23 protein-coding genes are annotated in these 24,291 nt (G+C 63.0%); 6 read left to right on the forward strand and 17 right to left on the reverse strand.

The annotated features are described in order from the left end of the window. The first annotated feature begins 204 nt into the window (after nt 1-204). Nucleotides 205-1,479, forward strand: coding sequence for an O-antigen ligase family protein (locus ACSZPK_RS05020; RefSeq protein WP_437880320.1), 1,275 nt, complete (start codon nt 205-207; stop codon nt 1,477-1,479). Nucleotides 1,480-1,596: 117 nt separating this feature from the next. Here ACSZPK_RS05020 and mobA read toward each other — a convergent pair whose 3' ends face one another. Then, nucleotides 1,597-2,187, reverse strand: a complete 591-nt coding sequence (gene mobA / locus ACSZPK_RS05025) for a molybdenum cofactor guanylyltransferase MobA (RefSeq protein WP_437880321.1) — start codon at nt 2,185-2,187, stop codon at nt 1,597-1,599. Nucleotides 2,188-2,253: 66 nt separating this feature from the next. Between mobA and moaB the strand changes: the two genes are divergently transcribed. From moaB to ACSZPK_RS05045, 4 genes are all read left to right on the forward strand, one after another. Next, nucleotides 2,254-2,793, forward strand: coding sequence for a molybdenum cofactor biosynthesis protein B (gene moaB, locus ACSZPK_RS05030; protein ID WP_437880322.1), 540 nt, complete (start codon nt 2,254-2,256; stop codon nt 2,791-2,793). After that, the gene (locus ACSZPK_RS05035) at nt 2,793-3,992 is read left to right on the forward strand and encodes a molybdopterin molybdotransferase MoeA (RefSeq protein WP_437880323.1); all 1,200 of its coding nucleotides are present in this window, start codon (nt 2,793-2,795) and stop codon (nt 3,990-3,992) included. Before moaB ends, ACSZPK_RS05035 begins: the two co-directional genes overlap by 1 nt. 19 nt (nt 3,993-4,011) lie before the next feature. Further along, entirely contained in the window at nt 4,012-4,905 is an 894-nt protein-coding gene (gene yegS, locus ACSZPK_RS05040) for a lipid kinase YegS (RefSeq protein ID WP_437880324.1), read from the forward strand. Nucleotides 4,906-5,025: 120 nt separating this feature from the next. Next, nucleotides 5,026-5,955: a chemotaxis protein CheV gene (locus ACSZPK_RS05045; RefSeq protein ID WP_437880325.1), complete on the forward strand. Its 930-nt coding sequence runs from the start codon at nt 5,026-5,028 to the stop codon at nt 5,953-5,955. Between the two features lie 91 nt (nt 5,956-6,046). On the opposite strand, the gene ACSZPK_RS05050 is transcribed toward ACSZPK_RS05045, so the two are convergent. The 14 genes from ACSZPK_RS05050 to ACSZPK_RS05115 all read right to left on the reverse strand — a co-directional run bounded on the left by ACSZPK_RS05050 (nt 6,047) and on the right by ACSZPK_RS05115 (nt 21,276). Further along, a complete protein-coding gene (locus ACSZPK_RS05050; protein ID WP_437880326.1) occupies nt 6,047-7,078 on the reverse strand; it encodes a GlxA family transcriptional regulator in 1,032 nt (343 codons plus the stop codon). A gap of 49 nt (nt 7,079-7,127) precedes the next feature. Next, the gene (locus tag ACSZPK_RS05055) at nt 7,128-7,688 is read right to left on the reverse strand and encodes an NUDIX hydrolase (RefSeq protein WP_437880327.1); all 561 of its coding nucleotides are present in this window, start codon (nt 7,686-7,688) and stop codon (nt 7,128-7,130) included. Between the two features lie 2 nt (nt 7,689-7,690). Further along, entirely contained in the window at nt 7,691-8,440 is a 750-nt protein-coding gene (locus ACSZPK_RS05060) for a GntR family transcriptional regulator (RefSeq protein WP_437880328.1), read from the reverse strand. Between the two features lie 75 nt (nt 8,441-8,515). Continuing rightward, the gene (locus tag ACSZPK_RS05065; protein WP_437880329.1) at nt 8,516-8,908 is read right to left on the reverse strand and encodes a carboxymuconolactone decarboxylase family protein; all 393 of its coding nucleotides are present in this window, start codon (nt 8,906-8,908) and stop codon (nt 8,516-8,518) included. Between the two features lie 245 nt (nt 8,909-9,153). Further along, nucleotides 9,154-9,639 carry a flavin reductase family protein gene (locus ACSZPK_RS05070; protein WP_437880330.1) on the reverse strand — a complete coding sequence of 162 codons (486 nt, stop codon included), beginning with the start codon at nt 9,637-9,639 and terminating at the stop codon, nt 9,154-9,156. Nucleotides 9,640-9,644: 5 nt separating this feature from the next. Then, the gene (locus tag ACSZPK_RS05075; RefSeq protein ID WP_437880331.1) at nt 9,645-11,126 is read right to left on the reverse strand and encodes an aldehyde dehydrogenase; all 1,482 of its coding nucleotides are present in this window, start codon (nt 11,124-11,126) and stop codon (nt 9,645-9,647) included. Continuing rightward, nucleotides 11,123-11,956 carry an alpha/beta fold hydrolase gene (locus tag ACSZPK_RS05080; protein ID WP_437880332.1) on the reverse strand — a complete coding sequence of 278 codons (834 nt, stop codon included), beginning with the start codon at nt 11,954-11,956 and terminating at the stop codon, nt 11,123-11,125. Before ACSZPK_RS05080 ends, ACSZPK_RS05075 begins: the two co-directional genes overlap by 4 nt. A 14-nt stretch (nt 11,957-11,970) precedes the next feature. Beyond that, complete coding sequence (locus tag ACSZPK_RS05085) at nt 11,971-12,561, reverse strand: amino acid synthesis family protein (RefSeq protein WP_437880333.1); 591 nt, start codon at nt 12,559-12,561, stop codon at nt 11,971-11,973. 174 nt (nt 12,562-12,735) lie between these two features. After that, nucleotides 12,736-13,212: a MarR family winged helix-turn-helix transcriptional regulator gene (locus ACSZPK_RS05090; protein ID WP_437880334.1), complete on the reverse strand. Its 477-nt coding sequence runs from the start codon at nt 13,210-13,212 to the stop codon at nt 12,736-12,738. A 268-nt stretch (nt 13,213-13,480) separates the two neighbouring features. After that, nucleotides 13,481-15,751, reverse strand: a complete 2,271-nt coding sequence (tynA, locus tag ACSZPK_RS05095) for a primary-amine oxidase (RefSeq protein WP_437880335.1) — start codon at nt 15,749-15,751, stop codon at nt 13,481-13,483. Nucleotides 15,752-15,864: 113 nt separating this feature from the next. Continuing rightward, nucleotides 15,865-16,776, reverse strand: coding sequence for a transcriptional regulator FeaR (gene feaR, locus ACSZPK_RS05100; protein ID WP_437880336.1), 912 nt, complete (start codon nt 16,774-16,776; stop codon nt 15,865-15,867). A gap of 312 nt (nt 16,777-17,088) precedes the next feature. After that, the gene (locus tag ACSZPK_RS05105) at nt 17,089-18,576 is read right to left on the reverse strand and encodes an aldehyde dehydrogenase family protein (RefSeq protein ID WP_437880337.1); all 1,488 of its coding nucleotides are present in this window, start codon (nt 18,574-18,576) and stop codon (nt 17,089-17,091) included. A gap of 31 nt (nt 18,577-18,607) precedes the next feature. After that, on the reverse strand, nt 18,608-19,501 hold the full coding sequence (locus tag ACSZPK_RS05110) for a SphA family protein (RefSeq protein ID WP_437880338.1): 894 nt from the start codon (nt 19,499-19,501) through the stop codon (nt 18,608-18,610). A 74-nt stretch (nt 19,502-19,575) separates the two neighbouring features. Further along, entirely contained in the window at nt 19,576-21,276 is a 1,701-nt protein-coding gene (locus tag ACSZPK_RS05115) for a GMC family oxidoreductase (RefSeq protein ID WP_437880339.1), read from the reverse strand. 249 nt (nt 21,277-21,525) lie between these two features. Here ACSZPK_RS05115 and ACSZPK_RS05120 point away from each other — a divergent pair, with 249 nt between their 5' ends. Continuing rightward, nucleotides 21,526-22,314, forward strand: a complete 789-nt coding sequence (locus ACSZPK_RS05120; protein WP_437880340.1) for a substrate-binding periplasmic protein — start codon at nt 21,526-21,528, stop codon at nt 22,312-22,314. A 66-nt stretch (nt 22,315-22,380) separates the two neighbouring features. Here ACSZPK_RS05120 and ACSZPK_RS05125 read toward each other — a convergent pair whose 3' ends face one another. Continuing rightward, on the reverse strand, nt 22,381-23,148 hold the full coding sequence (locus ACSZPK_RS05125) for a class II aldolase/adducin family protein (protein ID WP_437880991.1): 768 nt from the start codon (nt 23,146-23,148) through the stop codon (nt 22,381-22,383). Between the two features lie 16 nt (nt 23,149-23,164). Then, entirely contained in the window at nt 23,165-24,157 is a 993-nt protein-coding gene (locus ACSZPK_RS05130) for a ketopantoate reductase family protein (RefSeq protein WP_437880341.1), read from the reverse strand. Between the last annotated feature and the right edge of the window lie 134 nt (nt 24,158-24,291).

A 24,291-nucleotide genomic window follows, 5' to 3' on the forward strand; every position in this document is an offset into this window, starting at 1 on the left:
CTGCTCATAGGCCCGGCGTGTCTGCCGGGCTTTGTTTTTGGGCTGTGTCCGCGTTAGCTGTTGCTCGTCCTGTAGGAACGGATTCATCCGTGAAATTTGCGGCTAAAGCGGTACGCAGTCCGGCCGCTCCTACGCAAACCAAGTCGAACATCAATATATAACGGATACATAGTCAATAAATTCGCTCTACAAGAGGAGGTATCCTTGTTTCGGCAACTGGAGGTAGGTCTGGAGGCGTTGAAGCGAGTCCGTATGGAGCCGGTCTTGCTGGTATGGATGTCGATAGGGTTGTTCGTACAGTTGGCAGGTCTGCTGTTCAATTCCGACGGCAGCCGTTATGCCACGCAGGTTTACCTGCTGCTGTTCGTGCCGGCGCTCATATTGCTGATTTGGGATCGTCTTGCCTTGAGCTTGTGGCGTCAGTTGCCGGCATATTGTTTCCTAGTGCTGATGGCCTGGGTGCTGCTCATTGCTGTCTTGCATCCCGGTAGTGGGAAGTCGTTGGGTTACTGGCTGAAGGTCGTTCTGCTACTAGGCCTGTATGTCTTTGCCGTCGCGCGCTTGGTTGCTAGCCCTCGGCGTTTCCAAGTCATTCTGATTGCGGCAGCGCTGGTTGCCGTGTTGTTTGCCTGTCTGACGCTCTATTACCAGTTTGTGGTGCTGGATCGCCCGTTTGAATATCGGATTCTACGTAGTGGTTCTGTGCGTTTGCGCGAGTTGGGTTGGAAGGGGCTGGCAGATCTGAATCATCCCATCATTGCCGGGCTGTATTACGGCATATTTGTAGTGATGATTACCTGGTTCTTTCTTGCTTGGCGCATGACGGCAGCGCGCACGTCGATGTTGGCGCTGGCTTTGGTCGGTCTGCTTCTGTATGTGCTGCTGACGTTCTCGCGTGGTGCCTGGTTCTCTGTGGCGGCTGGCAGTTTTGTTCTCTTGCTGCTCTTTTCCAATCGCAAGGCTTATGTATTTCTGGTTATTGGCTTGGTTTTGCTGGCTGTTGCTACATATTGGTTCTGGCCGGAGATACAGAATGAACGCAGGATTGGTGTAACGGACCGGGAGTTTATCTGGCATAACTGGTTGCAGCATTTGCCAAGTTTCTGGTTATGGGGGAGTGGCGCAGGGGCTGAGCTGATGTTCACCTTCCCTGAAGGGACGCGTCAGGCAGGGCGTACTTTCAATCATGCCCACAGTCTTTATTTGCAACTCTGGTATGAGTACGGCGTGATTGGGCTTGTATTGTTCCTGGCATTCATGGGGAGCCTGCTGTGGAAGGGCTGGCGTTGCCGGCATACTCCCTTGGCGTTACTGGCGCTCGGACTTTTGGTCTTCGCCATGGTGGCGATGGTGTCGGATGTCTATGCCATTTTCCATCGGCCTAGTCCGTACTGGGTGTTGTTGTGGTTGCCCGCGGGGATTCTGCTTGGAGTGAAATGGCCTGAGAATCACCGACAACCCATGCCTTCAATTCCATGACCTGATTGCCGATGCTGCCGCTCCTGTTATCTTCTCAGGAGCCAGTCTCGTGCCGTACCGGTCGAATTGGCTATTCAAAGTCGCTGTGTTCGACCTGCCCAGCGACTTGGGTTGGCGCTACGAAATACCGTTCAACAACTCCTGGCTGTTCAGATTAGCCAGGCGCCGATCATTTCCTGGGTAGTCCAATGCCTGGATATCGCACTCAAGCAAGGCGCGGCGTGGGCTGCGTTCGCCGACGGCCCAGGCTTCTTCGAGCAGGCCCAGCGAGGTCTTGGGGACGACGGAAAACAGCGGCTCCCATTGACCGCCCTGGCGTAGCATCAGCGGCTTTTCGCCACATTCGGCAGCGCGCCGCAGCATATCCATCAACAGGCTGCGATCGATCAGCGGCGCGTCGCAGGGCAGGATGAGCACATGAGCATGGCGAGCCTGCCGCAGGCCGGCGATGATACCGGCGAGAGGGCCGGGAAAATCATCCTGGGGGTCGCTGACCAGATGATCCGCATAACGAGTGTAGCGTTCGGCGTTGCGGTTGCACGAGATGATCAGGTCATCGGTAAGCGGGCGTGCCACGTCGTGGATGTGTTCGATCAGCGGCTTGCCACGCCACTCGACCAGCCCTTTGTCTCGACCACCCATGCGCTGGCCGCGCCCGCCGGCGAGAATAAGGATGGAGCAGGGCAGCAGGGCGGCTGATGCGGTCATGGAAAAACTCGTCATGTGCCGTGTGATATAACACCCCACCTGTTTCCATCACAACTGGACTGCCCCATGAGTTCCAAGGCCGAGGCGGTTTTCGTGCCGCTCAACATTGCCGTGCTGACTGTCAGTGACACCCGCACCCAGGACACCGATACCTCCGGCCAGTTGCTGGTCGACCGCCTGCTCGCGGCCGGTCACAACCTGGCGGCACGCGTGTTGCTCAAGGATGATCTCTACAAGATCCGCGCCCAGGTCGCCACCTGGATCGCCGAAGAGGTCGTGCAAGTGGTGCTGGTCACCGGTGGCACTGGTTTCACCGGGCGGGACAGCACGCCAGAGGCGGTTGCCTGCCTGCTGGACAAGCAGGTCGATGGTTTCGGTGAGCTGTTCCGGCAGATTTCGCTAGCCGATATCGGCACCTCGACCGTGCAGTCGCGTGCCCTGGCCGGCCTGAGCAATGGCACGTTGGTGTGCTGCCTGCCGGGTTCTACCAATGCCTGCCGCACCGGATGGGACGGCATTCTTGCCGAGCAGTTGGACAATCGATATCGGCCCTGCAATTTCGTTCCGCACTTGAAAGCTGCCGCTCCCTGTGGGAGCCGCGGCTGATGGCGGGCGGTTTATTGCCGGTCGAGGAGGCGCTCGAACGGCTGTTGGCCCATGCCGATGCCACGCGTATCGCGGAGACCGAGTGTGTCTCGTTGGCCGAAGCCGATGGGCGAGTGCTTGCCGTCGACTTGGCCGCGCCATTGGACCTGCCTCCCTGGCCGAACAGCGCCATGGATGGCTACGCCTTGCGCGTCGCCGACGGCGCGCAGCCGTTGCCGGTCAGCCAGCGTATCCTGGCCGGGCAGGCACCAATGGCACTGCAGCCCGGCACTTGCGCACGCATCTTCACGGGGGCACCGATCCCCGAGGGTGCCGATTGTGTGGAAATGCAAGAGAACGTAGAGCTATTGGACGATGGACGCGTGCGCTTTCTCCAGCCGCTGTCGGCGCGGCAGAATATCCGCCCGCAAGGTCAGGAGACCCAGCGAGGCGAGGTTGTGCTGAGCGCGGGCACACGCCTGGGGCCGGTTGAGCTGGGGGTCGCCGCCTCGCTTGGCCAGGCGCAACTGACACTACGGCGTAAACCCCTGGTGGCGGTGCTCTCCACGGGGGATGAACTGGTCGAGCCCGGCGCGGCCCTTGGCCCCGGCCAGATCTACAACAGTAATCGCAGCCTGCTCTGTGCCTGGTTGCAGCGCTTGGGCTGCGAGGTTCGCGATGCCGGCATTCTTGCCGATGACCTGCAGGGCACCCGGGATGCATTGGCGGGCCTCGGCGATGTCGACCTGATCCTGTCGACTGGCGGGGTGTCCGTCGGCGAGGCGGATTTTCTTGGCCAGGTTCTGCGGGACGAGGGTGAGCTGACTTTATGGAAGCTGGCGATCAAGCCAGGCAAGCCACTGACCTTTGGCTGCTATGCGGGTGTGCCGGTGATCGGCCTGCCGGGTAATCCGGCCTCGACGCTGGTGACCTTCGGCCTGTTGGCGCGAGCCTATCTGCTGCGCCGGCTGGGAGTTGAGAAGGTCGCTCCGCTGAGCGTACAAGTCCCGGCAGGATTCGCCTGGAGCAAGGCAGGCAAGCGTCGTGAATATCTGCGCGCGCGTTTGCAGGAAGGTCGGGTTGTGCTGTACCCGAACCAGAGCTCCGGTGTTCTGCGTAGCGCCTCCTGGGCCGAAGGGCTGGCGGTCATTCCCGAGAATCGCACCTTGTCCGAAGGCGATAGTCTGAGCTTCATTCCCCTGAGCGAAGTACTGGGGTGACAGAGGCGCGGAGGTCGGAATGGAAGGGCGCAAGGCACTGTTGATCCTGCATGGCAAGCAGGCTGCGAACGATGAGGTACGGGCCGCCGTAGAGGCGCACCGCGATGCGGGATGGGACCTCGCGGTACGCGTCACCTGGGAAGGCGGCGATGCCGCCCGGCTGGTGGGAGAGGCGCTTGCGGCGGGTTACCGCACGCTGGTCGCCGGCGGTGGCGACGGCACATTGCGCGAGGTGGCAGAGGCTTTGGCCCTGGCGAATAGCGATGCCAGCCTGGTGCTGATGCCGCTCGGCACCGCCAATGACTTCGCGACTGCGGCAGGTATCCCCGTGACGCCGCTGGAGTCCCTGGCACTGCTGGACATCGAGCCGGTGCCGGTCGATCTGGGAGCCGTGGATGGGCAGTTGTTCCTGAACATGGCCACCGGTGGCTTCGGTTCGAAGATCACCGCCAATACCCCGGAGGAGTTGAAGAAACTGCTCGGTAGTGTGGCTTACCTGCTGACCGGGTTGAGTCGCTTCGCCGAGGTGCACTCGGCATTCGGGCGGTTCAAGGGGCCCGGCTTCAGTTGGGAAGGTGAGTTCCTCGCGCTGGGGATCGGTAACGGACGCCAGGCCGGCGGCGGTCACGCGCTGTGTCCAAAGGCGTTGATCAACGATGGCTTGCTGGATGTCTGCATCGTTCCGGCACCGCAGGATATGGTTGGCACCCTGGGCACGCTGCTTTCTGGCGGCATGCGCGGCGTCGAGGCGGTGTCGGTGAGCGCGCGCCTGCCTTGGCTGGAGGTCGAGGCGGATGAGCGGCTGGACATCAACCTCGATGGCGAGCCGCTCAAAAACCGTTGCCTGCGTTTCGAGGCTCGGCCGGCGGCGCTGCGTGTCCACTTGCCGAAGGGGTCTGCGCTGATCGCTTGAATCGCTCTGGCGAGGGCGGGATGCCTCAGGCATGATGGCGCGTGGCCATGCCATCAAGTGGGCCGATCGGTGGCCGATATAGCAGCTAGACTCGTCACAGACTTTCAGGAGCGCGCATTCATGGCCGGTATTCTCGATTCAGTGAACCAGCGTACCCAACTGGTGGGTGAGAACCGCCTGGAAATCCTCATGTTCCGTCTGGTCGGACGCCAGTTGTTCGCGATCAACGTGTTCAAGGTGCAGGAAGTGCTGCAATTGCCACGGCTGACCCTGATGCCACACCGGCATCCGTTCGTCTGCGGGGTGGTCAACCTGCGTGGGCAGACCCTGCCGGTGATCGACCTGTCCCAGGCCATCGGCATGCGCCCGCTGACGCCGAACGAGAACAGCACCATCATCGTCACCGAGTACAACCGCTCGGTGCAGGCGTTCCTGGTCGGTAATGTGGATCGCATCATCAACCTCAACTGGGAGTCGATCCAGCCACCTCCAGGCGGTGCCGGTCGCCAGCACTATCTGACGGCCATCACTCGCGTGGATGACCAGATCGTCGAGGTGATCGACGTGGAAAAGGTGCTCGCCGAGATCACGCCAATGAGCACCAAGGTTTCCGACGAGAAGCTGGCCGACCCTCTGCTGACCAAGGCCAGCGGCAGGGAAGTGCTGTTGGTGGACGATTCGAGCGTGGCCTTGTCGCAGTTGCGCGAAACCCTGACTCAGCTCGGGATCAAGCTGCATATGGCCAGCGATGGCCTGAGGGCCCTGAATCTACTGAAGAAGTGGGCGGACAGTGGCGAGGTGATGACCGACAAGCTGCTGATGATCTTTACCGATGCCGAAATGCCGGAAATGGATGGCTACCGGCTGACCACTGAAATCCGTAACGATCCGCGCTTGCGTGATTTGTACGTGGTGCTGCATACCTCGCTGTCGGGCAGCTTCAACGAGGCGATGGTGAAGAAGGTCGGTTGTGACAACTTCCTCTCCAAGTTCCAGCCAGACAAACTGGTCGATGTGATCCGCGAGCGGCTCGAGCTGTTGGAGTCCTGACCTGCGGCACGCCATAGGGGCTCCGCGAGCCACTAGGCGTCTTCCGATGGATATCGCTTCGCCTAAGGCGACTCGCTAGGCGGTTGGACCGTCAGGTTGCGCGCTCATTCTTGCGCGGCACGATCTGGTGCATCGGCCAGGCACGGAATTCGAAGGGAATCCGTCCTTCCTGGCGATCACGACGTGGCGTCAGGTCGAAGCGCTCACGGTAGATGCGGCTGAAATGCGACTGGTTGGCGAAACCGCAGGCGATGGCGATTTCCGTCAGCGACAGGTCGGTCTGGGTGACCAGTCCTCGCGCCCGGTCCAGGCGGATATCGCGGTAGTAGGCGGTCGGGCTCTTCTGCACGATCTGCTGGAACAGTCGATCCAGCTGGCGCTGGGAAATCCCGATTCGCGTACAGATATCCGGAATGCTGATGGCGTCTTCAAGGTGTCCCTCCATCAGCCTGATCGCCTGTTTGACCAGGTCGGGGACCGTATTGCCCAGCGGTTGCGGGGTTTCCGGATTCTGCTGGGCGCCAGCGGGGCGCAGGTACTGGTGGAACAGGTAGCGTGCGGTCTCGCTGGCGAGGGTATCGCCATGCAGGTCGCGGATCATGTGCAGGCCCACGTCGGTCGATGCGCCGCCGCCACAGCAGGTAATGCGCTTGTCGTCGAAGATGAACAGGTCCTCACGGATATCCACGTCCGGATACAGTTCGCGTAATGCATCGATATGTTCGTAGTGCCCGGTGGCCCGCTTGCCCTTGAGCAGCCCGGCCTCGGCCAGGATGAAGGTCCCGGTGTCGAGGGCGCCCAGGGTGCTGCCTGCCCTGGCCCAGGCCCGCAATGCGCTGTGCAGGGCCGGGCTGTTGTGGGATTCGGGCGCCCAACTGGCGGAAACCATTACCAGGTTGGGCACGTCTTCGATCTCTGCCAGCGCATGGGTACTGATCTCCATGGCATTGCTGGCGACGATGTTGCCGCCGTCGGTCGAGGCGATTTCCCAGTGAAAGAGTGTTTGCCCGCTGAGGTAGTTGGCGGCGCGGAAAGGATCGATGAAGGCCGTGGTCGCAGCCAGGTTGAAATGGGGAAAGACCAGGATCAACAAGGTGAATGGCGGGTTCGACGGTTCCGGCATGGCAAGCGATCGGTCATTGAGGATTGACGGCACCATAGCATTGGCGGTGTCAGCGGATGAAATGAATCGTGCCGCTGTCATCACTGCCGATGTAGATGCCGTAGCTGCCCGCCCGGCGTTCGGCGATGTAGCGCTCGAGGATCTGCCGGATTGCCGGGTAGTAGATTTGTTCCCAGGGAATCTCCTCGGGTGCGAAGAAACGGCAGTCCATGGTTTCCGGGCCGTATCGGCCGGTGTCTTCCAGGGCGATGGCGCGAAAGACGATGTACACCTCGCTGATCGCCGGCACGCTGAAGATCGAGTAGGGGCTGACGATCTCGGCGCGCACGCCGGTTTCTTCCCAGACTTCGCGCAGCGCCGCCTGCTCGGTGGTCTCGCCGTTCTCCATGAAGCCGGCGGGCAGGGTCCAGGTGCCGATGCGCGGCGCGATACCGCGCTGGCAGAGCAGGTAGCGGCCGTCGCGTTCGATGATACAGCCGCTGATGATCTTCGGGTTTTCGTAGCGGATATAACCGCAGCTCTGGCAGACCAGACGCTCGTGGGTGTCGCCCGGTGGCCGCTGGAGACTCAGCGTGCCAGCGCATTGGCAACAGAAGCGCGGCCTGGGCATGGTCAGTGGCCGATGCGCGGCTCTTGCAGCGCGATAGGGGCGACGATATCGCGCACCTTGCCGTCGTCCTGCTTGGCCTTGAGGTAGTCGAGGGCGACCGCGGCGGCGGCGCGGACGTGATCCACCGAGGCCTTGTGCGCAGCCTGGGCATCGCCGCTCTTGATCGCGTCGACGATGCGTTCCATTTCCGCGTTGCTCTTGCCGCGACGGTTGGTCTGCGACACCGAGGTGGCGCGCAGGTAGCTGATGCGCGCCTGCAACTGGCGCAACTGGGTGGCGGCGATATGGTTGCCGCAGCCTTCCAGCAACACGTCGTAGAAGTCCTGCACCGACTCCAGCACCTGGGCCAGTTCGCCTTCTTCGAGGGTCTTGCGGTTGTTTTCCAGGGCGCGCTCCAGGGCGCGGATGTCCTTGGCCTTGGCGCGCAGGGTGAACAACTGGACGATCATGCCTTCGAGCACGCAACGCAGCTCGTAGATGTCGGCGGCGTCTTCCAGGGTGATGATCGCCACCCGTGGCCCTTTGGCGTCGGCGAACTCGACCAGTCCCTCGGATTCCAGGTGACGCAGGGCCTCGCGCACCGAGGTGCGGCTCACGCCCAGGCGATCGCACAGGTCGCGTTCGACCAGGCGATCACCCGGCAACAGCTGGAAGTTCATGATCGCGCTGCGCAACTTGTCGAGCACGATCTCCCGCAAGGTCACGGGGTTGCGATTAACCTTGAAGCTGTCGTCGAGGGGCTGGCGTTTCATGGTCGGTGTGCTCGGATCTAATGGTTATGGGCTGACGGCACAGCAACGGCCGGGGCCATCGCACACGCCTGGGTTTCAGCCTTGATCGCGCTCGCTGTCTGCCTCGGCGAAGGCTTCACGAGCGATCCGAAAACTGTCGACGGCAGCGGGAACACCGCAATAGATGCCGACCTGCAGGAGGATTTCCCGGATCTGCTCACGGCTCAGGCCGTTGCGCAGTGCACCGCGAATGTGCAGTTTCAGTTCGTGGGGGCGATTAAGGGCCGAAATCATGGCCAAGTTTATCATGCTGCGTTCTTGCAGCGACAAGCCTTCCCGTCCCCAGACGTGGCCCCAGCAATACTCGGTGACCAGTTCCTGCAGCGGCTTGTTGAAGTCGTCGGCGTTGTCGATCGATTTCTTCACATAGGCCTCGCCCAGCACCTGGGTACGAATCTCCAGGCCTCTGGCGTATTTGTCGTTGCTCATGTTCGTTCTCCCGGACGGGTGAGTGGCTGTTGTGAGGCAGAAGCCGCTGTTTTATAGGATGGTGTATCGCGAAGCGATAGCCATCGGTGGCCTGGCGTAGAGCTTGACGGATATGGTCGTACGAGCCCGTGTCGGATGGAATACCGTAATCAGGCCGTCGGCGTCGAGTCGGCGAGTGCTGAAAAAAAGGCCGCGACCAAGGAGATACGCGACCGAAAAGGGTGACGGCTGTGCGGGCAGGGCGTTCAGGCCAGTTCCGGCAGGGCGCCGAGCTTGCCACGGTGATAGATCATCGGCACCGGCGGCACCTCGGGGAGGATCAGGTTCTTCACCTCGCCGACGACGATGGCGTGGTCGCCACCGTCGTATTCACGCCACAGCTCGCATTCGATGATCGCGCTGGCCTTGCCCAGCAGCGGGTTGCCCAGCTCGCTGAGGGTCCACTCGATACCGGCGGCCTTGTCCTTGCCCTTGCCGGCGAAGGCATAGGCTTCCTTCTGCTGATCGGCGGAGAGCAGGTGGATGGCGAAGCGCTTGCTTTCGCGCAGCACCGGGTAGGAGTCGGAAGCGTAGTTCGGGCAGAACAGCACCAGCGCCGGCTCGATCGACAGCGCGCTGAAGGCGCTGGCGGTAATGCCGACGATGCCGCCGTCCTTGTCCAGGGTGGTGATGATGGTGACGCCAGACGGAAAGGCGCCCATCACGGATTTGTACAGGCCGGGTTCGATCATTTCGACTACCTCATCACGAACGGGTCGGGCATCGGCGCCTGGGACAGGTTGATCCAGACGGTCTTCAGCTCGGTATAGGCCAGCACCGAGTCGATGCCGCTCTCACGGCCGTAGCCGCTCTGGCCAAAGCCACCGATGGGCGCCATGGCAGACACGGCACGGTAAGTGTTGACCCAGATGATGCCGGAGCGCACGCCCTTGGCCATGCGATGGGCGCGGCCGAGGTCGCGGGTCCAGATGCCGGCGGCGAGGCCGAATTGCGAGTCGTTGGCCATGGCCAGCGCTTCGCTCTCGTCCTTGAAGCGGATCACCGAGGCGACCGGGCCGAACACTTCTTCCTGCATGATGGTCATCGAGTGGCTGTCGCACTCGAACAGGGTCGGCTCGTAGTACCAGCCTTCGCTGTCCACGTTCGGGCGCTTGCCGCCGAGGCGCAGCTTGGCGCCCTCGCCGACGGCGGTGGCGACCAGGCGCTCGACCACGGCCAGTTGCTGGGCGGTGGCCATCGGGCCCATTTCGCTCTGCTCGTCCTGCGGGTTGCCGATGCGGATGCGCTTGGCGCGTTCGACCAGGCGCTCGACGAACTCGTCGTAGATCGAGTCCTGGACCAGCAGGCGCGAGCCGGCGACGCAGCTCTGCCCGGAGGCCGCGTAGATACCCGCGACCACGCCGTTGATGGCGCTGTCCAGGTCGGCGTCGGCGAAGATGATGTTCGGCGACTTGCCGCCCAGTTCCAGCGACAGCTTGGCGAAGTTCTCGGCACTGGCACGGACCACGTGGCGCGCGGTGGCGGCACCGCCGGTGAAGGCGATCTTGCGCACCAGCGGATGGCTGGTCAGCGCGGCGCCGGTGCTTGGCCCGTAGCCGGTGACCACGTTGACCACGCCAGCCGGGAAGCCGGCTTCCAGGGCCAGGCGCGCCAGTTCGAGGATGGTCGCCGAGGCGTGTTCGGACGGCTTGAGCACGATGGTGTTGCCGGCGGCCAGGGCCGGAGCCAGTTTGATCGCGGTCAGGTACAGCGGGCTGTTCCACGGGATGATGCCGGCGACCACGCCAATCGGCTCGTGGGTGGTGTAGGCGAACATCTCCGGCTTGTCGAGGGGCAGGGTGCCGCCTTCGAGCTTGTCGGCCAGGCCGGCGGTATAGTGGAAGAACTCGGGCAGGTAACCGACCTGGCCACGGGTCTCGCGGATCAGCTTGCCGTTGTCGCGGCTTTCCAACTGGGCCAGGGCTTCCTTGTTCTCGGCGATCAGGTCGCCGAGGCGGCGCAGCAGCTTGCCGCGCGCGGTGGCGCTGAGGTTGCGCCAGGCCGGGTTGTCGAAGGCACGTTGCGCGGCCTGCACGGCGAGGTCCACGTCGGTGGCATCGGCATCGGGCAGCTCGGCCCAGGCTAGGGCGCGGGACGGGTCCAGGCTCTCGAAAGTCTTGCCGGAGCGGGCATCGACCCATTGGCCGTCGATGCACATGCGATAGCGTTCTAGGGTCATGCGACGATCCCCTTGGTCTTGTCCTGTAGGGCGACGGCGTGGTCGAGGAAGTCGAGCAGCACCTGGTTGACCAGGCGCGGCGATTCCACCGGCATCATATGCCGTTGTTCGGCAAGCACGGCGACCTTGGCGCCAGGAATGCAGTTGGCCAGTTGCTTGGCCATTTCCGGGGTCGAGCCGGGGTCCAGCTCGCCGGTGGCGATCAGGGTCGGCACCTGGATGTTCGGCAGTTCGTCGGCCCGGTACATGTCCTGGGTGGCGAACAGGCTGTAGGTGGTCAGGTAGCCCTGCGCGTCGTTGCCGGCCAGGGTCTGGCGGATGGCATCGATCTGCGCCGGGTTGGCTGCCTGGTATTCACGGCTGAACCAGCGCGACAGCGCCGCCTCGGCATTGGCATCGGGGCCATGCTCGGCAGCCTGGGCGGTGCGGGCGATGACGCCGGCACGCTGTTCGGGGCTGCGATTGAACACGCTGTTGAGCACCACCAGTGCGGAGATGCGCTGCGGGTAGTGCAGGGCGAAGGCCCGGGCTACCAGCCCGCCCATGGAAAAGCCGATGACGATCGCACTTGGCAACTGCAGGTGATCGAGCAATTCGTTCAGTTGCTCGGCATAACCGGCCAGGCCGGTGTCCGGATGAGGCCGTGGGCTGGCGCCGTGGCCGAGCATGTCGTAGGCGATGACGCGGAAGCGCTGCGACAGGCCGACGATCTGGCCGCCCCACATTTCCTTGTTCAAGCCAACGCCATGGATCAGCACGACGGGCTGTCCCTGACCGGTCGACAGGTAGCTGGTACCTGCCGGAGTGCGTTCGACAGTAGGTCGAATCATGGGCGTGCTCCTGCTTACTGGGCCTTCTCGGCGGCCAGTTCTTCCAGATCGATGTAGCGGTTGCCGATACGCGGGTGCAGGCGGCCGCCGTCGGCGGCGCCCAGGACCACGACGATCTCGTCGGCGCGCGGGGCGTCTTCGATCTGCATTTCCAGGGTGATGTAGTGCGAGCGCAGGCCTTCGTCGTCCTTGTGCATCATCGGGATCTGGATCGACGTGCCCGGGCCACCGCGCTTGTTGGTGAAGCTCAGGTAGCTCTTGGCCTTGACCGCTTCCCGGTAGTGGTTGCCGAAGCGCAGGGTGTGGATCACCGCCGAGGCGTGTTCGATCTCGCCGTCGGCACCGACCACGGCGGCTTTACCGTAGGCTTCGATCTTCTCTGCGCCGCCGATGTCGGCGATCAGGCGTTCGACCATCAGCGCGCCGAGGTCGGAGCAGTTGGCCTTGATTTCCGGCTTGAGGTTCTCGACGAAGCCCTGGCCGACCCACGGGTTCTTGATCACCACGGCCAGGCCGACCATGGTCACCGGTTTGTCGGTGGCTTTGCCGCCTTCGATGAAGGTTGTTTCGCGGTAGCTGACGATCTTGCGAATTTCGAAACCCATGACACCTGCCTCTGAGTGAATGTTCGATATTATGGTATACCAGAATACACATTATGCAAGAGGCGTACGCCGACCTGTCGCAGGAAGGACATGAGTCGGCGTGAGGCGGCGTAGGGAAAGGCTCTGCGATGGACGTTCGCGTTTGGCGCACGTCATCAGGGAGGCGTTTGTGGCTCAGCTTTCCGGCAGATTGTCGAAGACTTTTGCCAATACCTGATTGAGCTTGCGCACCTGGGCTTCGGTCAGCCCCTGGAAACTCTTGTGGAACAGCTCGTCGGTGATGTCATGCATGGCGAAGAAGGCCTGGCGGCCCTTTTCCGTGATCGACACCTGGGTGACGCGACCGTCCTGCTCGCAGGGGCGGGTTTCCACCAGGCCGTCGTCCTTCATGCGGTAGACGATCTTGGTCACGGTCGAGAGCTTGGCGATGGCGTGCTCGGAGATTTCCGAGATGCTCGCTTCCTTGTTCTCGAACAGGATGTTGAGAACGCGCCAGCGGGGGATGTCGAGGTCGATCTTCTTCAGCAGTTTTTCCATGCCCATGGTGTAGCGACCATAGACACGAGCGAGCCAGTAGAACGGGAATTCTTCCTTGTGGAAGTCTTCGCTGGCCGGGTTGTAGCGGCTGAGGCGCTTCTTGGTGGATGTCATGCGTGGACTGCTTCCCGTGATTTCGAGGCGTAATAATAGACATTTCTATTAAATACGGCATCCCGGGGCGCTGAATTAAGGAAGCGGGGCATGTCGTAGGCTGGGAAGAATGATCAGAAATACGCCCGTCATTCCCGCGAAGGCGGGAATCCAAATGCTTAGAGTCTTCTGGATTCCCGCCTTCGCGGGAATGACGGTGTATCGAAACGTCCGTTTCTACCTCATATCGATCGCCCTGAAACCTTGAGGCGTCAACAGTCCCAAAGGCTCACTCAGGCTTGCGCAGGGTCGGCGTCTCGTCGAAGAAGTTCCATGGCTTGAGCAGGGTGTAGACCCATTCGGTCGGCATGATCGGCCACTCTTCGGCGCGGGCGACGTGGGTGGTGCCGGTGGTCAGCCAGACCACCACATCGGTGTTCTCGATGTTCTGGTCGTCGGCGACGAACTGGCCCAGGCCGGTGTCCTTGTCGGAGCGGTTCGGGTAGCGACCTTCCGGGTGCTGTTCCTTGGCATCGTAACGGGTCACCCAGATCTGCTTGTCCATGAAGTTCAGGCGGTTGTACAGCCACTCGTCCTTGGCGAAATTGGCGCCCTTGGCCACCGGATGGGTGCCGCCGGCATAGGGGATGAGCTGGTAGGAAACCGGGTTGCCGACGCGGTTTTCCTTGCTCGAGTTGCTCAGCAGGCGGATGGTCGACGGATCGAACTTCTGCGCGGCTTGCTTCTCGTGGGTGACGATATGGGTCTCGGTCTGCATGGTGCTGGTGCGCGGTCCGCCACGCTCGTTCCTGGCGATCACCGGATCGACCTCGGTGAGGCTGTTGTTCTCGCCGTCGACGTCCAGGTCCAGGCGGAAGTTATAGATGTGCTGGTGGGTGGTGCCGACGATGTTGTGGTCGAGCAGGGTGCCGTAGCGGGTGTCTTCCTTGGCGCTGTGGTCGTGCATGGTGCGGCTGGCGACGCCTTTCACCGCCTCGATGCCGGTGGCGCCGGCGTTGATGCCGAGGGTGCCGTTCTCGTGCAGGACCCAGTCGAAGATGTAGTCGTAGTTGCCGACGGTGCTGATCCAGCGGATCACCAGTTCGCGGCGCTGGGTGCTGACGTTGTCCTGGCCCATTTCCTGGTGCTTGTACTCCGGCCCTGCGTAGCGCTCGAACACGGCGAAGGCGCGCGGGATGGTGGTCGGCGTGCCGGTGAAGTCGGCGATGGTGGCGTCCAGCAGGACGGCATTGTCCGGCGCGTCGGTGCCACGGGCGATGGGCGAGGTGAGGGTGCCCATGCCGTATTCGCCGGAATCCAGGTAGGCCTTGAAGTACCAGCCTACGTCCGGGTCGCCGTACGGCACGATCATGCCGCCGAGGTTGCCCTGGTACATGACCTTGCGTTTCTTGCCGTGATCGTCGTAGGTCACCGTGGACAGGGTCAGGCCCACGCGCGAGTCCATGCTCAGGTGGAAGTCCCAGTTCTGCCAATGGATGCTGTTGCCGCTGATGGTGTAGTTCTTGCCCAGCGGCTCGGTGATTTCCAGCGGCTTGTGGCTGGCGGCCTGACGATCGCGGCCATCATAGGCGCGCGGCTGCATGGGCACCGGAATGACACCGGCGTCCTCGATCTTGATCACCTTCTGTTGTTCCAGATCGACCACCGCCACCAGGTTCTCGATGGGGTGTGCCCAGTAGTTGCCGTCGCCGGTGTTGAGGTAGGAGACCACCTTGAGCAGACGCTTGTCGTGCTGCAGGCCATCCTTGCCGTCGAAGTAGCCGACGGTCAGCGGCGTGGTGACCACCTTGGTCACGTCATTGATATTGCGCTTGGCCAGGGCCTGGGCGTATTCGGCGCTGCTTTCGATGGCTTTCTGCACGGCGCCGAAGTCATCCAGCAGGATCATGCCGTGGGAGCCTTCGACAGGTTTCCAGGACACCAGCTTGCGGCTCTTCAGGTCGACCAGGCCTTCGAACAGGTGCTTGCCGTCGAGCACGGTGACATTGGCCTGGCGGTCGCCGCCGAACGGCTTGGCAGCGGTGACGAAGTTCCACACCTCGGCCTTGTCCGGACGGTGCAGGGATATTTCGGTAAAACGGAAATCCGGTCGGTATTCGCCAGACTGCTTGAGGATCTCGACGGCTGCGGCGATTTCCTCGGCATTCAGCGGGTTGAGCGGGTGAGGGCGCTGCTCGATGGCGAAGGTGCGGTCGAGGCCGGACTGGAACACCTCGTTGATGAACGCCTTGCCGACCCAGGCGGTGTCGCCACGCATCACCATCGGTACGCTGAGTTCGATGCGCTTGCCGTTGAGCACGGCGACCGGCACGCCCGGCTTGACCTTCACGTAGGCCCCGTCCTTGACGATGGTGAAGACGTTGGCGTAGTCGTCCCACTTCACCGTGGCGCCGAATGCTTCCAGGGTCGATTTCAGCGGCACCATCTCGGCTGCGCCGCCATGGGCCAGGGCATTCATCGGCAGGCTCACGCCGAGCAGGCAGGTGGCCAGGGCCAATGGGGCGAGGGCGAACAGGCGAGGACGTTTTATTGTTGGCATTTATATTCTCCTGACGGTTGTTACGCCTAATTTGCTACAGGGAATTCATGCACTCTTGTAGTTGCCTGCCAGATAGTTTGATTTGCCTGCCGGAGTGTTGGTGGCTGGATGGACTAGTGATCTTTCAACTGGCTGAGTCGGTATTCCCGAGGCGAGGCGCCGAAGTGGCGTTTGAACGTCCGGGAGAAATGCGCCGAGTCGGTGAAGCCCCATTTATAGGCGATGCTGGTGATCGGTGCCGCGTCGTCAGCCAGTTCGCGGGCGCTACGCTCCAGGCGTTGGCGCTGGATGTAGCGGCAGATGCTTTCGCCGTCCATCTCGAATTGACGATAGAGCTGGCGCACCGAGACGTTGAGGCTTGCGGCCAGCTGCGTGGGGCTGGGCGCCTCGGGCAGGGCATCGTTGATCAGTCGTTCGGCCAGGCGGCGCAGGGGACGGCCGGATTCTGGCGACAGGCTCGGCAAGGTGGGTTGCAGCAGGTTGATCAGCGCATCCTGCAGGGCGTTGCCGTCGCGCGTGTCGGCTACGGGCTGCAGGTGCCCTTTGGCAATTTGCTGGAGCAGCCCGCGCAGCAGGTTGGCGCTCAGGCTGTGTTGTTCGAGCTTGGCGAAACGGCGTGCCGAAGGCGGTAGCACGCGCTCGACGGCATCGCGGTTCAAGTGTACCGAGAGCTGGTTGACCAGCCCCTGGGGCAACATCTCGAACGCCTGGGATGAGTCGAACAGCGCCAGTTCTCCGGGGTGCAGGACGAACTGCTCCTGGGTCTGGTTGATGGCCATGACGCCCTGGCGTTGCAGGATCAGGAAATAGAAGCGGTCATCGGCGCGGCTGAGGCTGCCGCGTTCGCGCTTGATGGAGCTGGCGTTGATGTGAATGTCGGCGACGTTCAGGCCACCCAGGTCATGGGGCTGGATGGTGCCGACGAACGCATCGTCGACGTCCGCCCGCTGGGTGACGAAACGTCCACACACGGCATGGACGGTGTGATTCCAGTGGTCGAAATCCTGGGAGCTGTGCACGGTCACGGGGCACCTCGCGGTGTCTTCTAGTGGTTTTGGTGCGCCATTGGGGAGATTCTGCACACCGGGCTAATTACGGTAACTTTCAAGCATTTTTTGAGCCAGGAAGAGGTACCGTGCCGCGCCGGTGTGGTTGCGGCGTAGATGGCCGCTACGAGGCATAAGCGGACATCGATATTATTTACCGTCACTCCCGCGAAGGCGGGAGCCCAAATAAAAAAGCGCTTCTGGGTTCCCGCCTTCGCGGGAATGACGGCTAAACACACCGTGCAAGAGCGGTAATCGCGTGTACGTCCGCTCCTGCCTCATAGTTGCCGGTCAATACCGAATCATCACCGACTTGAGCTCGGTGTAGTCGTCGATGAACGCGCTGCCGAATTCGCGGCCGCTGCCGGAGGCCTTGATGCCGCCGAAGGGCACGGACGGATCGAGGAAGGTGTGCATGTTGACGTACACCGTACCGGCTTCGATCTGCGGGATCAGGCGCAGGGCCTTGGACAGGTCGTTGGTCCAGATGCTGGCGCTGAGGCCGAAGGGCGAGTCGTTGATCAGGCCGGGTAGCTCGTCCACCTCGTCGTAGGGCAGTACGCACAGCAGCGGGCCGAAGGTCTCTTCGTGGAGCAGGCGATCCTTGGCGCTGCCGGCGAGCACCAGGGTCGGCTCGACGAAGAAGCCGGGACGGGCCAGGGCATTGCCGCCGCAGACGATACGGCTTTCCTGGCGCGCCACTTCGAAGAACTGCACGACCTTGTCGAACTGCGGCTTGTTCGCCAGCGGGCCGAATTGCACGCTCTCGTCGAGGGGCGAGCCGATGTTCATGCCTTGCAGGGCGGCGCTGAATTTCGCCAGGGTTTCGTCGAGGCGCGAGCGCGGCACGTAGAGGCGTTCCGGGGCGGCACAGACCTGGCCCTGGTGCACGTAGCCGGTCTGGACCAGGCCGGCGATGGCCGCGTCGAGGTCGACGTCCGGCAGCAGCGCCGCGGCGTTCTTGCCGCCCAGTTCCAGGGTCACGCGGGTCAGGTTAGAAGCCATCGCGGCCTGGCCGACCCTGACGCCGGTCGGCACCGAGCCGGTGAACGACACCTTGGCCACCTGCGGATGCTCGATCAATTGCGCGCCGACCTCGCCGGTGCCGTTGACCACGTTGAGCACGCCGGCCGGCACGCCTGCCTCGACGGCCAGCTCGGCCAGGCGCAGCAGGGTCAGCGGGGTGAATTCGCTGGGCTTGAGCACCAGCGTGCAACCGGTGACCAGGGCCGCGGCGATCTTCCACACGCCGATCATCACCGAGAAATTCCACGGTACGATGCCCGCGACTACGCCGACCGGCTCGCGACGGGTGAAGGCGGTGTACTGCTCGCCGGCCATCGAGGGAAAGGACGGGCTCATGGTCTCGCCATTGATCTTGGTCGCCCAGCCGGCGTAGTAGCGCAGGAACACCGCGCTCTGGCCGACCTCGAACATCCGCGACAGGTGGATCGACTTGCCGGAGCAGAGGGTTTCCAGTTGGGCCAGCTCTTCGCCGTTGGCCTCGATCAGATCGGCCAGGCGGTTGAGCACCACGCCACGCTGGTAAGGCGAGGTCGCTGCCCAACTGCCCTTGAAGGCCGTGCGCGCGGAGGCGACTGCGGCCTCGACATCGCTGGCGTCGGCCGCGCTTATATGGGCAATGGTTTCGCCAGCGGCCGGGTTGACGATGGCGATGCGCTTGGCCGAGCGGCTGGCGCGGTAGGCGCCGTCGATGAAGTGGGCGTGCTCGCGTTGCAGGAAGGCCTGCACCTGGGGCCGCAGTTGAATATCGCTCATTGGGGTGACTCCTGGGCAGTTGGAAAACGAATCAGAGAGGGATGGCGACGTTCAACCAGAACTTGTCGCCTTCCGGACGGTTCTGCACGTCGAACTCATGCTGGTAGCGGCCCTGGATGTTCAGGCCGCTGGCCGAGGTGTACGTCAGTTGCGGGCCGAGGGCCGTGGCGCGACCCTTGAAATCGCCGAGCATCGCGCCTTCGCCGCTGTCGCCGCTGACCTGCTTGTAGGTGTAGCCACCAATGCCCACGCCCCAGTTGCCGAAGTGCTTGGCGGCGACGAAGTCGGCATGCAGTTCGTTGCCGGAGCGGTAGTCGGTATCGCTGTTCTCGTAGTTGTGGTCGAACATGGTCTTCATCGAGAACTCGTAGCCGGCTGCGTTGCGATAGGTGAAGGCGAACAGCGGTTCGAGGGTGACGTAGTTGCGGCCGATATTGGATAGCTCGTCCTTGTCGTAGCGGCCGGTGGGCAGGTAGATGTCCAGGCCGACGATCCAGTGCCAGTTGCCGCTGTGCCAGCCGATGGCCAGCGGATCGAAGATGAAGTCGCCCAGGCCGGCGCGGTCCTGGCGACCGCCAGCGCCCATGTCGACATCCACGTCGGCGGCGACCAGGAAGGCATGCATGGCCCAGTTGCCACCGAGTATCTGTTTGTCGGTGACATGGATCGCCCGCAGGATGGTGGCGGCGGTGTTGACCTTGAAGTCGTCGAAGGCCGGGTTCGAATTGGCGAACGTGTCGGCGCTGTAATAGGTGTTGTAGCTGACCAGGTAGGTGCCGGGCGGCGGCAGGGCGCCGGTCATGAAGCCTTCGCTGCCGTTGGCGTAGGCACCGCCGCCGCCTTCCGTTGCATGGGCGCTCTGGCCGATGGCGAGCAGGGAAAGGAGGACGGCACTGCTCAGATGACGTTGCAGGGTGAAGCGCATGGGGAACCCCTCGAACCGGAATATGGCGTGCCCGGGTATGGGCACGGTTACGGCAGGCGCCAGAGGCGAAAAATTCAGGAGCGGTTGGTCTCGGCCAGCGATACGTGCCGCGTGCCGATCAGTTCGTTGAGCTGCAAGGTGTTTTCATGGGGCGCATCGAGAGCCAGCGGCGCCTTGCCGAGGATGAAGTCGGCGCCACGCTCGCCGAGCATGATCGCCGGTGCGTTGGTGTTGCCGCTGGCGATCTGCGGGCAGACTGAGAGGTCGACCACGCGCAGGTTGGGCACGCCATGCACGCGCAGTTGCAGATCGACCACCGAGCTGGCCGGGTCGAGGCCCAGGCAGCAGGTGCCGCCGGGGTGGTAGACGGTCTTGATCGCCTTGCGCACGAACTTTTCGATACCGGCGGTGTCTTGCCAGTCGATGTTTTCCGGGGCGGTGATGGCCTTGATCAGACCCTTGAGGGCCGGTTGCTGCATCAGCTTGAGGCCGACCTGGACGGCGCGGATTTGCCCTTGCAGGTCCTCCTCGTCACCCAGGTAATTGGGATCGATCAGCAGCATGTCGGCCGGATCGGTGCTGCGCAGGCGCACGTCGCCACGGGCCTTGGGCCGCAGGTGGCCGACTTTCACCGTGAGGCCGTGCTCGGCGGCGGGCGGGGCTTCGCCGGGGGTGTTGTCGAAGTTGTCCATCACCGGCAGGAACATGAACTGGATGTCCGGGCGGCCGACGCCGAGGCTGTCGACGAAGCCGCCGCCTTCGAGGATGTTGCTGGTCAGCAGGCCACTGCGGAAGGCCAGCCACTGGGCCATGTGCTTGATCCCGCGCAGGCCCTTGTCTTCGCCGAGGATGCTGTTCTGCGCGTGAGTGGTGGCGTTGAGCGACAGGTGCAGGTGGTCATGGAAGTTCTTGCCCACCGGCAGGTCGACCAGGGTCTCGATGCCGAGGCTGGACAGGTGTTCCTTCGGCCCGATGCCCGAGAGCATGAGTACCTTCGGGCTGCCGAAGGCGCCGGCGCTGAGGATCACTTCCTTGCGCGCACGGGCGATGATCGGCGTGCCGTCCTTCTCACTGAATTTCACCCCGCTGGCACGGCCGCTTTCGATGATCACCTTGTGCGCCAGGGCCTCGGTAACGACCGTCAGCCGGCTGCTGTCACGCACTGACTTGAGGTAGGTGCGCGCGGTGCTGGCGCGAGCGCCATTGCGGGTGGTGGTCTGGTAGAAGCCGACGCCTTCCTGGGACGCGCCATTGAAGTCGTTGACGTAGGGCAGGCCCATTTCCTGGCCGGCCTTGACGAAGGCCATGGTCATCGGGTGGCGGTAGCGGTTCTCGCTGACCGGCAGCGGACCGTCCTGGCCGTGGTATTCGCTGCCCAGGCTCTCGTTGGCCTCGGCCTTCTTGAAGTAGGGCAGCACGTCGCGGTAGCCCCAGCCCGGGCAGTTCCAGTCCTTGACCCAGTCGTCGTAGTCCTGGTGCTGGCCACGGATGTAGATCATGCCGTTGACCGAACTGCCGCCGCCGAGCACCTTGCCCTGGGCAATGATCATCTCGCGCTGGTTGCAGTGTTTCTGCGGCACGGTCATGTACGGCCAGGACTTCTGCTGGAAGACCTGCACCACCGTGGCCGGCATGCTGTGAAAGGGGCTGCTGTCCTTGCCGCCGGCTTCGAGCAGCAGCACGCTGCCGGCATTCTCCTGGATCAGCCGGGCGGCGACCACGCAGCCTGCCGAGCCGGCGCCTACCACGATGTAGTCGTATTCCTGGGTGGACATGGGGATGGCCTCTGGATCGTTGTGAGGCTCTATTCAAACCTCTGGCGAGGGCAGGAAATTGATCGTGCTGGACAGGTTGTTGTACGTGGTTGCCAGGTTGCAGCCTGGGATCTGGCGAGGACAGGCCGTGCAAGGAAAGTGCCGTGCCTGACGCGTCCGGCCGTGGCTTCCAGTCGGTTTTCCGTACTACCCGCCGGACGGCGGTAAACGCAACACCCGCTTTGTATGCGTATGGGGTTCTATGCTTGTATGGCATTGGAAATCATCGATCCGCACCTGGCCGAACACGTGAAGCTCCCGACCCTCTGTACCGCGCTGCTTTGTCTGCTGCTTGCCACGCCTGGCAAGGCCGAGCGCTATCAGGTCGTGACCGAGGAATGGGCGCCCTACAACTACCGTGAGAACGGCCGGCTTACCGGCATGGCGACCGACATCGTGCAGGCGATCATGGCCCTGAATGGTGACGACTTCGAAATCGTGGTGCTGCCCAGCATGCGTTCCACCCTCGAATTGCGCACTCAGCCCAGGACCATCATGTATTCGCTGTTTCGTACGCCTGAGCGCGAGGGGCTGTTCAAATGGGTCGGGCCCATCGTGGAGGAGTCCATCCATGCCTACCAACTGGCCGATTCACGACAACCGGTGAATTCCCTGGCGCAATTGAAGGCGGCGCCACGGATCACCACGCGACACGCCGGCCTGGTGCCCAGTAGATTGCAGGCCCTGGGGTTCAACAATCTCGACAGCAGCGCGGGCCAGAGCCAGCAGCTCTATCGCATGCTATTGGCCGGACGCACGGACATCATCGTCGGCGATACCGATGCCGGAGTGGCTTACTACAGTAACCAGCTGAATATCGTTCCGGGCTCGTTGCGACGGGTTCCTGTCGAACTGTACCGGTCTTCCCTGTATATCGCCTTCAGTTGGGACAGTGATGACGAACGGGTCGCGGCCTGGGCCCGGGCGCTGGAGCAATTGCGCAAGTCCGGCGAGCTGGAGCGTATCCGCCGCCGCTACGAGGCGGCGCTTGATCCATGATCTGGGCGCCGCCCGTTGATGCAGGGCCTGGCCGGATTCGCTGGCGCGAGCAGTGAACGCTATCGATTACCAGGCCATGCGCCGCTCGCTCTTCATCTTGCGCACCATGGCCTCGAAGAACTTGCTGGCGAAGCCGCTTTCACGGATCAGCATGGCGGTCAGGCCCGCGCATTTGGCGGCGATGCCTTCATCCAGCGGGTGGTCCTCGCCACCCAGGGCACCGGCGGCGCACTGGTTCTCGGCGGCGCGCTGCACGGTCCAGAGCAGGAACAAGGTTTTCTCGATGCTGCTTTCGCCCACGGCGATGCCGTGGTTGCGCAGCACCAGGATGTGCTTGTCGCCCAGGCTTTCGATCATCCGTACCTTCTCGTCGTCGAACAGGGTGATGCCCTCGAAGGTGTGGTAGCCGACGCGGCCGAAGAGCTGGGCGCCGTAGAAGTCATCGTGGGTGAAGCCGCGTTTTTTCTGCACCACGGCGGAGATCGGCGTGGTGTGGGTGTGGATCACGCACTGGATGTCATCGCGGGCGCCATGCACCGCGCTGTGCAGGGCGAAGCCGGCCGGGTTGCCGTCGTAGTCCGAAGGCTCCAGCTTGTTGCCGTGCAGGTCGACCTTGAGCAGGTTGGCCGGGGTGACCTCGGTGTAGTTGAGGCCGAACGGGTTGACCAGGTAGTGGTGCGCCGGTCCGGGCAGGCGCGCGGAAATGTGGTTGAAGATGGTCTCGGTCCAGCCGAACCAGTCGACCAGGTGATAGCAATGGGCGAGCTTGACGCGCAGCGCCCATTCTTCGTCGCTGCAATGGGCGGGTTTGCTGAAATCGGTGATGGCATTCATCGGCTCGGTCTCTTCTTCAGTGTGCATGGGCCTGGGCGCCGCGAAAGCGTGCCAGGGTGAGGATGTCTTGGGTGGTGGGCATGGCGAGGCCCTGGTAGCCGGCGAGTTCGATCACCGCGTCGCCGATGGCGGCCAGTTCCAACGGGCGGCCGTGTTCGTAGTCCTGCAGCATGGAGGTGCGCACCGGGCCCATGCCGGCGCCCAGTTCCATGAAGGTCTGCGGGTCGAAGTCGATCCGTGCGCCGTAGGCGGCTGCGGTAAGCAGGGTTTCCTGGAGGATCTTGGCGACCACGTTTTTCAACGAGGAGGTGCCGTACAACTCTTCCAGGGTCGCGCCGGTCACCACCGACAGTGGGTTGGAACTGAGGTTGGCGATGATCTTGGTCCACAGCGGGTCGCGGATGCGCTCGCTGGCGCGGGCCTCGATGCCGGCGTTCTCGATCAGCGCGCGGACCCATTCCAGGCGTTCGCTCATGTGCCCGTTCGGCTCGCCGAGGATCATCAGGTGCGGGTTGTTCGAGCGCACCACGCCGGGTGACTCGGTTTCCGCGGTGATGAACACCACGCAGCCGAGTATCCGTTCCAGGTCCATTGCGGCACTGAGAACGCCGCCCGGGTCGACGGCTTCGACGCGATGCTCGGCGAAGCGCCCCTCGACGCCATGGAAGTACCACCAGGGCACGCCATTGACCAGCGGCATCACGATGGTCTCGGGGCACAGCAGCGGGCCGAGGCTAGGCAGCAGGCCGGCGAGGGCGGGGGCCTTGGTACAGATGAACACCAGGTCCTGTTGGCCAAGCGCGGCGCAATCGTCGCTGGCGTTCACCGGGCTGTGATGGGTGCCGTCGAGATCGCTCAGGCGCACGCCGTTCTCGCGCAGGGCGGCCAGGGCCTGGCCACGGGCGAGCAGGCTGACCGGCTGGCCGCTGGCACTGATACGCGCCGCCAGGGTACAGCCGATGGCACCGGCACCGACGATGCAGATGCGTTTGGGAGACGGTCGAGGCAAGGTGTTCTCCTGGTGTCTGGTGTGATTAGCAGTGGCGGTATTACTGGGTTGCTCTGTGCAGTCCGTAGGGTGGACAACGCGCAGCTTGTCCACCATTGAGGGCACGTTTTGAGCCCGTTTTTTGTCGTGGCTAC

Source organism: Pseudomonas sp. LRF_L74 (assembly GCF_965644255.1).
Taxonomy (GTDB): Bacteria; Pseudomonadota; Gammaproteobacteria; order Pseudomonadales; family Pseudomonadaceae; genus Aquipseudomonas.

Coding starts and splice junctions, on each gene's coding strand:
- mobA (WP_437880321.1), bottom strand. CDS start 2,187: ATGACCGCATCAGCCGCCCTGCTGCCCTGCTCCATCCTTATTCTCGCC.
- moaB (WP_437880322.1), top strand. CDS start 2,254: ATGAGTTCCAAGGCCGAGGCGGTTTTCGTGCCGCTCAACATTGCCGTG.
- ACSZPK_RS05035 (WP_437880323.1), top strand. CDS start 2,793: ATGGCGGGCGGTTTATTGCCGGTCGAGGAGGCGCTCGAACGGCTGTTG.
- yegS (WP_437880324.1), top strand. CDS start 4,012: ATGGAAGGGCGCAAGGCACTGTTGATCCTGCATGGCAAGCAGGCTGCG.
- ACSZPK_RS05045 (WP_437880325.1), top strand. CDS start 5,026: ATGGCCGGTATTCTCGATTCAGTGAACCAGCGTACCCAACTGGTGGGT.
- ACSZPK_RS05050 (WP_437880326.1), bottom strand. CDS start 7,078: ATGCCGGAACCGTCGAACCCGCCATTCACCTTGTTGATCCTGGTCTTT.
- ACSZPK_RS05055 (WP_437880327.1), bottom strand. CDS start 7,688: ATGCCCAGGCCGCGCTTCTGTTGCCAATGCGCTGGCACGCTGAGTCTC.
- ACSZPK_RS05060 (WP_437880328.1), bottom strand. CDS start 8,440: ATGAAACGCCAGCCCCTCGACGACAGCTTCAAGGTTAATCGCAACCCC.
- ACSZPK_RS05065 (WP_437880329.1), bottom strand. CDS start 8,908: ATGAGCAACGACAAATACGCCAGAGGCCTGGAGATTCGTACCCAGGTG.
- ACSZPK_RS05070 (WP_437880330.1), bottom strand. CDS start 9,639: ATGATCGAACCCGGCCTGTACAAATCCGTGATGGGCGCCTTTCCGTCT.
- ACSZPK_RS05075 (WP_437880331.1), bottom strand. CDS start 11,126: ATGACCCTAGAACGCTATCGCATGTGCATCGACGGCCAATGGGTCGAT.
- ACSZPK_RS05080 (WP_437880332.1), bottom strand. CDS start 11,956: ATGATTCGACCTACTGTCGAACGCACTCCGGCAGGTACCAGCTACCTG.
- ACSZPK_RS05085 (WP_437880333.1), bottom strand. CDS start 12,561: ATGGGTTTCGAAATTCGCAAGATCGTCAGCTACCGCGAAACAACCTTC.
- ACSZPK_RS05090 (WP_437880334.1), bottom strand. CDS start 13,212: ATGACATCCACCAAGAAGCGCCTCAGCCGCTACAACCCGGCCAGCGAA.
- tynA (WP_437880335.1), bottom strand. CDS start 15,751: ATGCCAACAATAAAACGTCCTCGCCTGTTCGCCCTCGCCCCATTGGCC.
- ACSZPK_RS05105 (WP_437880337.1), bottom strand. CDS start 18,576: ATGAGCGATATTCAACTGCGGCCCCAGGTGCAGGCCTTCCTGCAACGC.
- ACSZPK_RS05110 (WP_437880338.1), bottom strand. CDS start 19,501: ATGCGCTTCACCCTGCAACGTCATCTGAGCAGTGCCGTCCTCCTTTCC.
- ACSZPK_RS05115 (WP_437880339.1), bottom strand. CDS start 21,276: ATGTCCACCCAGGAATACGACTACATCGTGGTAGGCGCCGGCTCGGCA.
- ACSZPK_RS05120 (WP_437880340.1), top strand. CDS start 21,526: ATGGCATTGGAAATCATCGATCCGCACCTGGCCGAACACGTGAAGCTC.
- ACSZPK_RS05125 (WP_437880991.1), bottom strand. CDS start 23,148: ATGAATGCCATCACCGATTTCAGCAAACCCGCCCATTGCAGCGACGAA.